Source organism: Emcibacter sp. (genome assembly GCF_963675455.1).
Lineage (GTDB): Bacteria > Pseudomonadota > Alphaproteobacteria > Sphingomonadales > Emcibacteraceae > Emcibacter.
Genome location: NZ_OY776217.1, coordinates 839,438 through 852,596 on the forward strand (window position 1 = coordinate 839,438; position 13,159 = coordinate 852,596).

A 13,159-nucleotide genomic window follows, 5' to 3' on the forward strand; every position below is an offset into this window, starting at 1 on the left:
TCCTCTGCCGTTACGGCATTTCGATCTCCTCGATCGGGACATAATCCTCTTCCAGGCCGAAACACCGGGGACCGAAAGTGGCCAGCGCCTCCGGCGTGCGCATGATCGGCGGCACACTGGCGGCAATGACCTTGACCCGCTGACCATAGCGCAGAGACTCAACCGGCACCGGCTCAGCGGTTTCACGATCAACGATGCAGATCAGATCCGGCACCATGGCAACGGTTTTGCCGCTGATCCGGGCGGCCAGATTTTCATTCTGGAAAACAATCTCCATCGCCTCGCCGGTCCCGGTCAGGGGATCAATGCGGCAATGGCCGACGGAGAAACCGCGGGCGGTTTCCCGTTTGATATCGGTAACCTTGCCGTCATAGAGAATTTTACAGTGGCGGTAATAGTCCGTGGACCTGAGATAATCAGCCAGAACTTCCACCGGGTTGCCCTCGCGACGCCCCCTTTTTATCGCCTGGCCGATTTCCAGCGCCAGGGTCAGGGTATGTTTGACTGCATATTTCTTGACCACCTCACCGGACACCGGATAGTTGGCCGTCATGACACTCAATCCCATCTGGATCGCCACGGATCGCACCAGATCCTCGGCAGTTTTCGCGTCTTTTGCGTCAATCACCACCGCATTGAGGTGCTCGTCAACTACTGACATGGGGGTAGGCGGATGGCCATAGACATTAAAGGTCACCATCTGAACTTCCGGGAAGGCCCGCCCCATGCCGTCGGCATTGACCAGCGGAATGCCGGTCCGGGCCGAAGCCACAACAGGCACAGTGGAATTGATGCCGCCGATTTCAATGGGGATCAGGGCGTCCGGGCGACGGCCCAGGCGTTCCGCCAGCTTGTCGATGGCCAGATCAATGTCATCGCCGCAAGCTGCTTTTTCCACAAGAACCGTCGGTGCCCCGAGCATGGCGATGGCAAATACAAGATCGTCATCCTTCAGCTCATCAGGCTCGATGATTGTCGGCATGCCGAATTCCCGAATGGCATGCTGTGCCAGCAGTTTGCCGATATAGGGATCGCCGCCACCGCCGGTTCCCAGAAAAGCCGCGCCCCGGGCGAAATCCTCCAGATCGGTCAGTTCCAGTTTCATACTTCTGTCCTCGTTACTTTGTCCAAATCCAGTTCCCCGGCCACTTTGATGCGCAGGCGCACCGATCCACCCGGAATATAGGCTACAGGCACCTCTTCCACATCCACCACCTGGATGGTTTGCGGATCGGCACCGGCTTCCACTGCCATTTGCATGGCCTCCTCCTTTGCCTCGGCCATGGCCGCGTCCCGGCCAACCTGGTCATAGGAATAAACCTTGTCGACTTCGCCGCCGACCTGGGCGATGGAAGCGCCGATTGCGTTGGCCACACCGGCATGGTCCGGGATGATGGTTTCGCTGGTCCCCGGAATGTCCCGGTTGATCAGCACGGCGCCACCGCCAACCAGGATCAGGGGAACCGGTTCCGCACTGGTTTTCATCCGGTCAATGCCGTCGGCGACAATGTCGTGGATTTTATTTACCACCTGCAGGACAAATTTGCTGTCCAGGGCGGCGACCCGGGCCGGATCGCCAATGTCGGCATAACCGGCCGCCACGGCGATGTCGCTGGCCGTCAGGGTCCTGCCGCCAAAGACAAGTGCCTCGTCCGGCAGGCGATAGCCAACCGATTGCGGGCCGACCCTGGGATGGTCATCCCTGGTGACCAGCGACCCGCCCCCAAGGCCAAGGGCAAAAACGTCAGGCATGCGGAAATTGGTCCGCACCCCGCCGATATCCACCGTCAGGGAGGATTCTCGTGGAAAACCATTGACCAGCATGCCAATGTCCGTGGTCGTGCCGCCGATATCGGCCACCAGGGCATTTTCCAGGCCGGACAGATAGGCCGCCCCCCGCATGCTGTTGGTCGGTCCGGACGCAAAGGTCAGCACCGGATATTTCTCGACAAATTCTGCCTTCATCAGGGTGCCGTCATTCTGGCTGACGAAAAAAGGCGCCCTGATTCCAAGGTCGGCCAGCGCCTTGCGAAAGGAGGAGACCACCCGCACCGACAGATCGGCCAGGCTGGCATTCATGACGGCGGCATTTTCCCGTTCAATCAGGCCGATGCGGCCGATACGGGAAGAAATCGTGACAGTACAGTCGGGTATTTCCTCCAGCAGAATCTGCTCTGCCAGTTCCTCCATCTCGCTATTGACCGGGGAAAACAGGCCGGAAACGGCAATTGCCCTGAGTCCTTTGTCCTTCAGGCGCCGTGCGGCGGCGCGAAACCCGAATTCATCAAATTCGCTGTTCAGGCGGCCGTCATACTGATATCCGCCCCGGACCATTTCCATGTTATCCCCGATTACATCCCGGATATCTTCGGGCCAGTCGGTCAATGGGGGAATTCCGCGGCTTGCCGGCAACGCCAGCCGGATCACCCCGACCTGAACCAGATGCTTGCGCTCCACAAAGGCATTGGTGAACTGTGTAGTACCGATCATGACACATTTGACGGCCTCCGCTGCCGTGCCGGACTGTTCCAGTACCGACGTAATCGCCTTGACGATCCCGTCACTTACATTGCCGGTTGTGGGGGTCTTCCGGGTGGCAACCACCTTCCGTCCGTCCATCAGGACTGCGTCGGTATTTGTCCCGCCCACGTCTACGCCAAGTCTCATTCATCATGCTCCATACCTGAATTCTCTCATTCCAAGTATGGGGAAATGCCTGCGCTAAAGGCAAAAGCTATAATTGGTAGGTCGGGGTAAATATAGGGAGTAGCCGGATTTATACCGCCCCGGACTCATGCTATCAATATTGGTAGTTTTCCGGGATCATGACCGGAAGGGCTTTGCCGAAAACAGCCGGCCGGGAAGATGGTGCCTGATTTGATCACGGGAAGCTTTATTTTTGCTTTCGGTGCCGGCAAATAAAGAATATGAGATAATGGTTCATGCCAGATTGTATCCTGTCGCAGACACCGTTAGGATGGCGACAGACAGTAATGGTGGATGTTAAGGAAACCGCACTTGAATGAAGAGTTGATTGCATCGCCCCAGTGGTATCGTCATCTGGCGGAAATATTTGGCTCCCGGGAGTCCGAAGAGCTGCTGCCGGCATTGACCGCTGCGCTCAAGTATCTGTCCGGTGCGGACAGCCTTCTGATGATGGTGTATACTGAAAACCAGCCCCCGGTTTTCCTCTATAAAGCCGCGGATCATGGCCTGCGAAAGCGGAATGTGGATGAATATCTGTCCGGCTATTACCTTCTGGATCCGTTTTTCCAGCTCAGCAGCCATTATGGGGAAACGGCTCTTGTCCATCTCGAGAATATCTCCCATGAAGGGTTTTACGACAGCGAGTATTATGAAACCTGGTTCAAATATGCCGGCCTTCGGGACGAGGTGAATTATTTTGTGCCCGTCGGGAACGGCAGGACGGTGGCCATATCCCTGTCCCGGAATCTGGATAACCGGTCATTTAATCAACAGGATATTCACCAGCTCGAATTGGTTCTTCCGCTGATTGATGCCATCGTAACGGATTACTGGACCAAGCTCGAGCCGACACTGGCCGTCGGGTCCCAGATGAAACAGACCCTCCATGACAACATGATCGCCGCCATGAATAATTTCGGGCGTTCTGTTCTGACAGAGCGGGAAAGCGAAATTACCCAGTATCTGTTGCGGGGTCACAGCATCAAATCGACAGCCGAACGCCTCAAAATTTCGCCTACAACAATCAAGGTTCACCGCAAACACATATACCAGAAACTTGATATCTCCTCCCATTCCGAACTTTTTTCCCTGTTCATAGACGCCCTGTCGACGATGGAGCCGGGTGAAAAGGAAGATCCCCTTTCCCGTTATCTTTAGCCTTCATACTTCCAAGGGAGTATTTACCGCGCCCGCAGTCGACGCTAGGATCATCTCTGAGTGAATTCAATTTAAGAGGTGAACTATGGATTATGCCGACTTTCTTCGGGATGTTCTCCAGGCTCCGTCGGTAACCGGCCGGGAGCAGAGAACTTTTGGAATTCTGAATCCCGCGAATGGCGAAACCATCGCCCAGGTTCCGGATCTGGATGAACAGGATACAATTCAGGCTATTGAGAAAGCTGATAAGGCCTTCCGACAGTGGTCAAGACGAACCGCCAAGGACCGGGCAGGCATTCTGATGCGCTGGTACAGGCTGATCATGGATCACCAGGAAGAACTGGCACAGATTATCACCGCAGAGTGCGGCAAGCCGCTGCCCGAATCCCGCGGCGAGGTAGCGTACGGCGCCAGCTTCATCGAATGGTTCGCCGAGGAAGGCAAACGCCTTTACGGCGACATGGTGCCTGCCCAGGGACCGGACAAGCGGATCATGGTGCTGAAACAGCCGATCGGGGTCATCAGCGCCATCACGCCCTGGAATTTCCCCAATGCCATGATTACCCGAAAGGTCGCGCCGGCCCTGGCTGCCGGCTGTACCGCCATTGTCAAACCTGCCGAGGCTACACCGCTGTCTGCCCTCGCCATGGAAAAGCTGGCCCGTGACGCCGGTATTCCCGAGGGCGTCCTGCAGATCGTCACCACGGCCCGGCCGGCAGACGTCGGCAAGGTTCTGACCACTCATCCGACGGTCCGCAAATTTACCTTCACCGGGTCCACGGCCGTGGGCAAGCTTCTGGCCGCCCAGTGTGCCGGAACCGTAAAGAAGGTTTCGCTGGAACTTGGCGGCAACGCGCCGTTTATCGTTTTTGACGATGCGGATATGGACGCCGCCATCCAGGGCGCCATGGCCAGCAAATACCGCAATGCCGGCCAGACCTGCGTCTGCGCCAACCGCTTTTATGTGCAGGACGGCGTCTATGATGAATTTGTCAAAAGACTGACCGAAGCCGTGAGCGGCCTTAAAGTGGGCGACGGTGCCGAGGAAGGCATCACCGTGGGACCGCTGATCAACCGGGCCGCCGTCGACAAGGTCGAAGGACTGGTCCAGGCTTCGCTGGCCACCGGCGGTACCGCCACCATCGGCGGCAGTCGTCATGGTTTCGGGGAAAACTACTTTGAACCGACCGTTCTGGCCAATCTGGAACATGGCGCCGACATTTCACGGGCGGAGATCTTTGGACCGGTAGCGCCGGTGTTCCGTTTCCGGGACGAGGAAGAGGTGATCCGCATGGCCAATGACACGCCTTACGGTCTGGCCGCCTATTTCTATGCCCGCGATCTGGGCCGTGTATTCCGGGTCGCCGAGGCCCTGGAATACGGCATTGTCGGTATTAACGAAGGAATTATCTCGACGGAAGTCGCCCCCTTCGGCGGCATCAAGGAGAGCGGTATCGGACGGGAAGGATCCCGTTACGGCATCGACGATTATGTAGAAATCAAATATTGCCTGATAGGAGGGCTCTGACATGAAGAATAGTGAACTCTGGACCCGCCGGGAAAAGGCGATCCCCCGAGGTGTGGGTACCATGCACCAGCGTTTTGCAGCAAAAGCCAAAAATGCCGAACTGTGGGATGTGGAAGGCAATCGCTATATTGATTTTGCCACCGGCATAGCCGTCAACAATACCGGGCACAGTGATCCCCGCATTGTCGATGCGGTCAAGGAACAGCTCGATAACTTTTCCCATACCTGTTTCCAGGTTAACCCCTATGAAAGTTATATCGAGCTGGCGGAAAAGCTGAACGAAGCCGCGCCGGGGAACAGTCCGAAAAAATCCATTTTCCTGACCACCGGGGCCGAAGCGGTTGAAAATGCCGTCAAGATCGCCCGGGTCGCAACGGGACGTTCCGGCATTATTGCGTTCAAGGGCGGCTTTCACGGCCGTACCATGATGGGAATGGCCCTGACTGGCAAGGTTGCCCCCTATAAAGTCGGTTTCGGGCCATTCCCGACAGATGTATACCATGTTCCGTTCCCCATTGCCTACCACGGAATTACCGAGGAAGACAGCCTCAACGCCCTTGATAACCTTTTCAAAGCGGATATCGACCCGGCCCGGGTGGCCGCAATTATCCTCGAACCTGTTCAGGGTGAGGGCGGTTTTTATGCGGCAAGTCCTGCATTCATGAAATCCCTGCGCGACACCTGTGACCAGCACGGCATCCTGTTGATCTGCGATGAAATCCAGACCGGATTTGCCCGTACCGGCAAAATGTTTGCCACCGAATACAGCGGTGTCGAACCGGACCTGATGACAGTGGCCAAGGCCATGGCCGGCGGTTTCCCTATCAGCGCCGTGGTCGGCAAAGCGGACGTCATGGACGCGGCGGCGCCCGGCGGGCTCGGCGGCACTTACGGCGGCTCCCCGCTGGGCTGTGTGGCCGGTTTGAAAGTGATGGAAATCATCGAGCAGGATAACCTCTGCGAACGCGCCGTCGAGATCGGTGAGCTGTTTAAATCACGCCTTCTGCGCCTCAAGGGCAACGGGCTCAATGCCATCGGCGAGATCCGGAACCTTGGCGCCATGATTGCCATGGAACTTGTCCAGGACGGCGATGCCGATCGTCCCGATGCTGCCCTGACTGCGAATATTGTCCGGGCAGCCGCCGACAAGGGGCTTATTCTGCTCAGCTGCGGGGTGCGCGGAAATGTTATCCGTTTCCTTCCGGCCCTGACCGCGTCTGACGACGTCCTGAATGAGGGCCTGGATATCCTCGAACAGGTTTTCCGGGATCAGGCCGCTTAAAAATATCCTGCCCCACCCAGGCAAATGAACAATATGAAGCCGGATCCACAAGGGGTCCGGCTTCTTGTCATTGAGAGGCCCGGAGCGCTGTGCTAGAAATAAGATACGCAGTTGATCCCGGCAGAGGTTTCAGGAAAATCATGACATTGGATATCGGAAAGCGTCTAAAGGAAATTCGAACGGAACACCGGCTGTCCCAGCGGGAGCTGGCCAAGCGGACCGGCGTCGCCAACGCCAGCATATCCCAGATTGAATCCAATCATTTAAATCCGACAGTGGGCGCCTTGAAGCGAATTCTCGACGGCATTCCCATCAGTCTTTCCGAGTTCTTTGACGAAGATCACAAGTCCGAGGAAAAAATCTTCTTTGCCGCCGAGGAACTGGCCGAGATCGGGGACAAGGGAATATCTTTCCGTCAGATCGGCGCCAACCTGAAAAACAAGGCGATCCAGTTTCTGCATGAAAAATACCAGCCCGGCGCCACCACCGGCAAGACGGCATTGACCCACGAGGGGGAGGAATGCGGCCTTGTTCTCAAGGGGCATCTGCAAGTTGAGGTCGGCAACCAGAAGAAAATTCTGGGCCCGGGAGACGCTTATTACTTTGCCAGCCAGAAACCTCACAAATTCAAAAATGTCGGCTCGGAAGTCTGTGAAATTGTCAGCGCCTGCACCCCGCCGTCCTTCTGAATTTCACGATGGCCCGAGGGGTGTTTGATATCCTAAACGATTGTCTGGTATTTTCCTTTAGATTCAAGGAGTTATTTTTGCAAAAATAACGTCTTGTTTGTCCGTTTACAGGTTGCATATACTTCCTCTTTCAAGATGAGACTGATTGGGATACTGCAACATGAGCACCAACGAAATAAACACAGAAGCCTACTGGATGCCGTTTACGGCAAACCGTGCCTTCAAAAAAAATCCCCGCATCATTCAGGCCGCCTCCGGCATGTATTACGAGACCAGAGACGGCGACAAAATCCTCGACGGCTGTGCAGGACTATGGTGTGTCAATGCCGGTCACGGTAACGAAAAGATCAATGAGGCCATCAAAAAGCAGGTTGACCGGATGACCTATTCACCGGCTTTCCAGGCCGGTCATCCCCTGGCTTTTGAATTTGCCGAAAAGCTTGCCGACCTGTTTCCCGGCGACCTCAACCATGTCTTCTACACCAACAGCGGTTCTGAATCCGTCGAGACGGCTCTCAAAATCTCCCGGGCCTACCACAAAGCCGCCGGAAAGCCCGAAAAAATCAAATTCATCGGTCGTGAAAAAGGATATCACGGGGTGAATTTTGGCGGGCTTTCTGTTGGTGGTATCATGCCGAACCGTCATACCTTTGGGCCGTTATTGCCCGAGGTTGACCACCTGCCGCACACCCATGACCTGGCCAAAAATGCCTTTTCCAAAGGCCAGCCGGAACATGGCGCAGACAAGGCCGACCGCCTGCTGGACCTTATTGCCCTGCACGGCGCCCACACCATCGCCGCTGTCATTGTTGAACCGATGGCCGGATCTGCCGGGGTTCTGATCCCGCCGCAGGGGTATCTGGAAAAATTGCGCAGGATCTGCACCGACCACGACATTCTGCTGATCTTTGACGAGGTCATCACCGCCTTTGGTCGTCTCGGCGACAGCTGTGCCGCCTCCCTGTTTGGCATACAGCCGGATCTGATCACCACCGCCAAAGGCCTGACCAATGGCGCGGTTCCCATGGGCGCCGTCATGGTCAGCGACAAAATTCATGACGCGCTGATGACCGGGCCGGAAAACATGATTGAGCTGTTTCATGGCTATACCTACAGCGGCCACCCCCTGGCCTGTGCCGCAGGCATTGCCTCGCTGGAGGTCTATGCAGAGGAAAATCTGTTCAGCCGGGCCAGGGACCTTGCCCCCTACTGGCAGAAGGGGCTTCACAGCCTTAAGCGTCATGAGTGTGTCATTGATGTCCGGGACCTGGGACTGGTCGGCGCCATCGAGCTCAGGCCGCGGGAAGGACAGCCGACGGTACGGGCTTTTGAAGCCTACATGAAGGCTTTTGAAACAGGCCTTCTGATCCGGACCACTGCCGATATTATCGCCCTGTCTCCACCGCTGATCATTTCCGAACAACAGATTGATTTCATCGTCAATACCCTGGATGATATTCTGGCAAAAATATAACAAGGACAGAGATATGAGTAAAAAGGACCTGAGTGGAATTTCACGAAGGGATTTTATGGGGGGAATTGCTCTCAGTCTGGCGGCCGGCACCGCTCTCTCCCCCCTCGAATGCCTTGCTTTGGCAGAGACTTCTGCGCCCCGGACAACAGCGTCCGGGGCTTTGCCTTATCCACCCTCGCTCACCGGCTTAAGGGGCAGCCATGCCGGATCTTTCGAGGTTGCCCATGCCCTTGCCTGGGACGGGCAAAGCTGGCCCGACCCGGACCGGCTCGCCGATGACCCCTATGATCTGGTCGTTGTCGGCGGCGGTCTGTCCGGCCTGGCCAGTGCCTATCTGTTCCGGAAACAACAGCCTGATGCCCGTATTCTGATTCTGGACAATCATGATGATTTCGGCGGTCATGCCAAACGCAATGAATTCTCCGTACAGGGCAAACAGCTGATCGGTTACGGCGGCAGCCAGTCCATTGACGGCCCGGCGAATTTTTCCCCCGAAGCCCTGCAGATCCTCAAGGACCTAGGGGTCGAGGTGAAGAAATTCTATGACTATTACGATCAGGACTATTTCCACAAACGGAAGATGGTGCGGGGAACATTTTTTGACCGCGCCCATTTCGGAGAAAGTCGCCTGGCTGACAATATTGAGACGGCCGGGGAAAGTACCATAGACCGGCTTGTGGAAAGTTATCCCCTGTCTGACGCCGGCAGGGAAGCGCTTATCCGTCTCTGGCATGCCGAAGAGGATTATCTTGAAGACATGTCAGTGCAGGAAAAAATCACATATCTGCGCGGCCTCAGCTACGATGATTTTCTGCGCAAACATGCCGGCATGCCGGAGGAGGTTGTCGAAACACTGCGCAACCAGGGGATCGGTTTGTGGGGGCTCGGCTTTGACGCGCTGTCCGCCCTGGAAGGCTACCGGCTGGAAATGCCCGGATTTGAAGGCATGAACCTCAACCCGGACCTGGTGCCATCTCCCTATGAATGGAACGAGCCTTATATTTTTCATTTCCCGGACGGCAACGCCAGCCTTGCCCGCCTCCTGGTCCGCAAACTGATCCCCGACATTGCGCCCGGGGAAAGCATGGAAGACATCGTCACCACGGATTTTGATTATGGCCGCCTGGATGAGAAAAATTCCCCGATACGCCTGCGGCTCCTGAGTACCGCAGTCAAGGTCGTTCATACCGGCGACAGGGAAGCCGTTGATGTGACCTATGTCCGTCACGGGCAGGTGGAAAAGGTTCGTGGCCGCCATGTGATTATGGCCTGCTACAATAATATCCTGCCGCATGTCTGTCCCGAGATACCGGAAGACCAGAAAGAGGCCCTGAATTTCCCCCAGAAGGTTCCGCTCACTTATATTAACGTCGCCCTGAGCAACTGGCAGGCCGTCAAAAAAGCAGGATATCACCACTTAACCTGCCCACATGGTTTTTTCCATAATATGTCACTGGATTTCCCGGTCAGCATGGGGGAATATGCCTATGCGCAGGAGACGACAGAGCCGGTGATTTTGCATGTTCTTCACACCCCGGTCCATCAGAACCTGGGTTTGCCGGCACTGGAACAACACCGGCTGGGACGCCACGATATCTACAACATGACTTTTGCGGATTATGAAACAAGGCTGATCGCCCAGCTTGAGGAAATGTTCGGCCCTTATGGTTTCGATGCGGCGCACGATATTTCCGCGATCACGGTCAACCGCTGGCCGCACGGATATGCCTATGAATATAATGAGCTCTGGGAGCCCTGGGGCTGGGTCGACAAGACCGAGGACGGCCCCCATGTCCTGGGGCGCCGGCAACTGGGGCGCATTTCAATTGCCAATACAGATTCCCAGTCCCTGGCCTATGTCAACGGCGCTTTTGATTCCGCTCATCGGGCCGTATCGGAACAACTCGGCTGATCATTTATTTCCGTACAGAGTTCAATAAAAAAGGGAACCCGGAGGTTCCCTTTTTCTTTGGAGATCGGATCGGTTAGCCGCCGAATTTCACCGTAAAGTCGACACCGAAAGACCTGGGTCGTGCCGGGCCGATATAATGTCCCGGGATCGGTATTTCACCGCCAATGACGGAATCATAATGGAACTGGTCAAACAGGTTTTCCACATAGAGCGATACATCCCAGCCGTTGTCGGATTCATAACCCGCGCGCAGGTTGAAATTAGCATAGCCCTCAACGGAATAACGCTCTTCATTCTCGAGACCGCCATAAGTCCGGCTCTGGTACCTGAATTCCAGGGTTGAGAAGACCTCGCCGCCCTGCATCGGATAATGACCATTGATGACACCTGTGAAGGTCCATTCCGGGTTGTTGGTCAGGCGGTTGCCGTCACAATCATCACAGATCGCCCCGGCCCCTTCGACGCTGGTATCGCTGTAGGCCGCGCCCAGCAACATATCGATATATTCATTGGGCAGGGCACGGACCGTAGCTTCCACGCCATAACCATCGACCTGGCCGACATTCTCGACAACGGTGTTATTCAGGTCGCCATCAAAGAAACTGACCTGCAGGTTTTTGAAGTCATAATAGTAGGCGTTAACGGCCATCTGGACCCGGTTGTCTGCCATGTTTGCTTTCAGGCCGACCTCATAACTCCACAGGGTTTCCGGTTCGAAGGCAGACGGTGTGGTGCCTTCAGGAACGGTGCCGTCATCGTTGAGAACTTCGAAAATGTCTTCACCGGGGCCAGTAGGAATATCGAGCCCAAAGGAGCCAAAGCCACCCGCCTTGTACCCGCGGGTGATGCTGGCCCAGAGGTTCAGATCATCGGTTGCCGCATAACGGGCCACGACCCGCGGGGTGAAATCATCCCAGCTTTTACTGTCCCGGACAAATCCGTTGGTGGTGTAGCCGAAAACATAATAGGGGCCAAGCTCACTATCCACCGGCAGGATATTCAGACCGAAATCCTTTTTGTCATAGGTGTAACGCAGGTCGAGGCTGACCTCGAGCTTGTCTGTGACGGCATAGGTCAGGTCGGCATAGGCGCCCCATCCCTTGTAGGTCCCGTCCACATCATTGCTTTCAACAAGCCCGTCCGGATTTGCCGTAAACTCACCATAAGCATCCTCGCAGGTTGTTTCCTCAAAGACGGCACACATGATTTCTTCATCCGAAACCTGGGAGAAGGAAACCTTGATTTCTTCCTGATAGGCGGAAACACCCACATACCATGTCAGACGGTTTTCATCTGAAGATACCAGGCGGATTTCCTGACTGTAATAGTCGCCTTCCTGGTCCTGGAAATAATGGCTGGACCTGAATGGCGCACCGTCAAAATCTTCGGCATATTGATAATCATAGGTTCTGACACCCGTGATAGAGGACAGGGTCATGTCGCCAAGATCCCAGTCAATAAGAGCGGTGAAGCTCCAGATGTCACCATCATCCTTGTCATCCCGCAGATCACTGTCGGCCTCATTCGGGTTGCCGCCCATGGTCACACCGAGAAATTCAAGGGTCTCATCATCTTCGAGCGCCCGATATATGGTGCCGGACTGTTTCCGGGTTTCATATTCGGCGATCAGGTTCATGGACAGTTTTTCACCAGTATACCCGAGGCTGAAACGGCCGGCGCCTTTTTCCTGGCTCTGCAGGTCGTCATCTTCCGGGAAATGGACGTTGTTTACATAACCGTCTTCGTTGAAATAATATCCGGCAACGCGAACGGCCCAGTTTTCATTCAGCGGCAGATTGACCGCGCCGTCGAGTTCATAATGATTGCGTTCGCCGACACCGGCATGGAAATAACCGCTGGTGGCATCTGTATCGGGCTTTTTGGTGATGATGCTGATGGCGCCGGAACTTGCGTTGCGGCCAAACAAAAAGCCCTGCGGGCCACGCAGGGCTTCGGTACGCTCGACATCAAAGAAGCTTGTGATCGCGGAACCTGTGCGGCCCTGATACACGCCATCCTTGAAAATCCCGACAGAGGGGTCAACGGCGGCGCCGAAGCTGTTGGTAACAATCCCGCGGATGGAGATTGCATCGACAAAGCTATCCTTGGACTTGCCTGCAAAACCGGGGGTGAAATCAATCATATCCTTGACGTCGTCAAGTTTGGTTTTTTCGATGAAAGTGGAATCGTACGCCGAGATGGCGATAGGCACATCCTGAATGGACTGGTCGCGCTTCTGGGCTGATACGATGATTTCTTCAATTGCCAGAGCTTCATTTTCTTGCGCGTTGGTGTAGGAAGCGAATGACAGGGATAACAGGCTTGCCGTTAACGCCGTTGTCATCAGGGCCTTGACCTTGGTTTTCTGGTCGCAGGGTTTCATAGTTTGTATTCCTTTCCTCATGTTGTA

Annotated in this window: 9 protein-coding genes; 6 read left to right on the forward strand and 3 right to left on the reverse strand. The window is 55.5% G+C overall.

Annotated elements, in window-relative coordinates:
• Positions 1-10: 10 nt before the first annotated feature.
• Together ACORNT_RS03870 and ACORNT_RS03875 are read right to left on the reverse strand one after the other, a co-directional pair.
• The gene (locus tag ACORNT_RS03870; protein ID WP_321395555.1) at positions 11-1,105 is read right to left on the reverse strand and encodes a DUF917 domain-containing protein; all 1,095 of its coding nucleotides are present in this window, start codon (positions 1,103-1,105) and stop codon (positions 11-13) included.
• On the reverse strand, positions 1,102-2,667 hold the full coding sequence (locus ACORNT_RS03875; protein WP_321395558.1) for a hydantoinase/oxoprolinase family protein: 1,566 nt from the start codon (positions 2,665-2,667) through the stop codon (positions 1,102-1,104). The genes ACORNT_RS03870 and ACORNT_RS03875 overlap by 4 nt, the downstream gene beginning before the upstream one ends.
• Positions 2,668-3,018: 351 nt before the next feature.
• Here ACORNT_RS03875 and ACORNT_RS03880 point away from each other — a divergent pair, with 351 nt between their 5' ends.
• The 6 genes from ACORNT_RS03880 to ACORNT_RS03905 all read left to right on the forward strand — a co-directional run bounded on the left by ACORNT_RS03880 (position 3,019) and on the right by ACORNT_RS03905 (position 10,749).
• Positions 3,019-3,864 (forward strand): helix-turn-helix transcriptional regulator, encoded by an 846-nt coding sequence (locus ACORNT_RS03880; RefSeq protein ID WP_321395561.1) that lies wholly within the window; start codon positions 3,019-3,021, stop codon positions 3,862-3,864.
• An 85-nt stretch (positions 3,865-3,949) separates the two neighbouring features.
• Positions 3,950-5,392 carry an NAD-dependent succinate-semialdehyde dehydrogenase gene (locus ACORNT_RS03885; RefSeq protein ID WP_321395563.1) on the forward strand — a complete coding sequence of 481 codons (1,443 nt, stop codon included), beginning with the start codon at positions 3,950-3,952 and terminating at the stop codon, positions 5,390-5,392.
• 1 nt (position 5,393) lies between these two features.
• The gene (gene gabT, locus ACORNT_RS03890; RefSeq protein WP_321395565.1) at positions 5,394-6,674 is read left to right on the forward strand and encodes a 4-aminobutyrate--2-oxoglutarate transaminase; all 1,281 of its coding nucleotides are present in this window, start codon (positions 5,394-5,396) and stop codon (positions 6,672-6,674) included.
• Positions 6,675-6,814: 140 nt separating this feature from the next.
• Complete coding sequence (locus tag ACORNT_RS03895; protein ID WP_321395567.1) at positions 6,815-7,363, forward strand: cupin domain-containing protein; 549 nt, start codon at positions 6,815-6,817, stop codon at positions 7,361-7,363.
• Between the two features lie 160 nt (positions 7,364-7,523).
• Entirely contained in the window at positions 7,524-8,837 is a 1,314-nt protein-coding gene (locus tag ACORNT_RS03900) for an aspartate aminotransferase family protein (RefSeq protein WP_321395570.1), read from the forward strand.
• A 13-nt stretch (positions 8,838-8,850) separates the two neighbouring features.
• Positions 8,851-10,749, forward strand: coding sequence for an NAD(P)-binding protein (locus ACORNT_RS03905; protein WP_321395572.1), 1,899 nt, complete (start codon positions 8,851-8,853; stop codon positions 10,747-10,749).
• Between the two features lie 73 nt (positions 10,750-10,822).
• Here the strand turns inward: ACORNT_RS03905 and ACORNT_RS03910 are convergent, their stop codons facing one another.
• Positions 10,823-13,132, reverse strand: coding sequence for a TonB-dependent receptor (locus ACORNT_RS03910; RefSeq protein WP_321395573.1), 2,310 nt, complete (start codon positions 13,130-13,132; stop codon positions 10,823-10,825).
• Positions 13,133-13,159: the final 27 nt, after the last annotated feature.

Excerpts from the sequence above, each read along its gene's own strand:
- ACORNT_RS03870 (WP_321395555.1), bottom strand. The coding sequence starts at position 1,105 with ATGAAACTGGAACTGACCGATCTGGAGGATTTCGCCCGGGGCGCGGCT.
- ACORNT_RS03875 (WP_321395558.1), bottom strand. The coding sequence starts at position 2,667 with ATGAGACTTGGCGTAGACGTGGGCGGGACAAATACCGACGCAGTCCTG.
- ACORNT_RS03885 (WP_321395563.1), top strand. The coding sequence starts at position 3,950 with ATGGATTATGCCGACTTTCTTCGGGATGTTCTCCAGGCTCCGTCGGTA.
- gabT (WP_321395565.1), top strand. The coding sequence starts at position 5,394 with ATGAAGAATAGTGAACTCTGGACCCGCCGGGAAAAGGCGATCCCCCGA.
- ACORNT_RS03895 (WP_321395567.1), top strand. The coding sequence starts at position 6,815 with ATGACATTGGATATCGGAAAGCGTCTAAAGGAAATTCGAACGGAACAC.
- ACORNT_RS03900 (WP_321395570.1), top strand. The coding sequence starts at position 7,524 with ATGAGCACCAACGAAATAAACACAGAAGCCTACTGGATGCCGTTTACG.
- ACORNT_RS03905 (WP_321395572.1), top strand. The coding sequence starts at position 8,851 with ATGAGTAAAAAGGACCTGAGTGGAATTTCACGAAGGGATTTTATGGGG.
- ACORNT_RS03910 (WP_321395573.1), bottom strand. The coding sequence starts at position 13,132 with ATGAAACCCTGCGACCAGAAAACCAAGGTCAAGGCCCTGATGACAACG.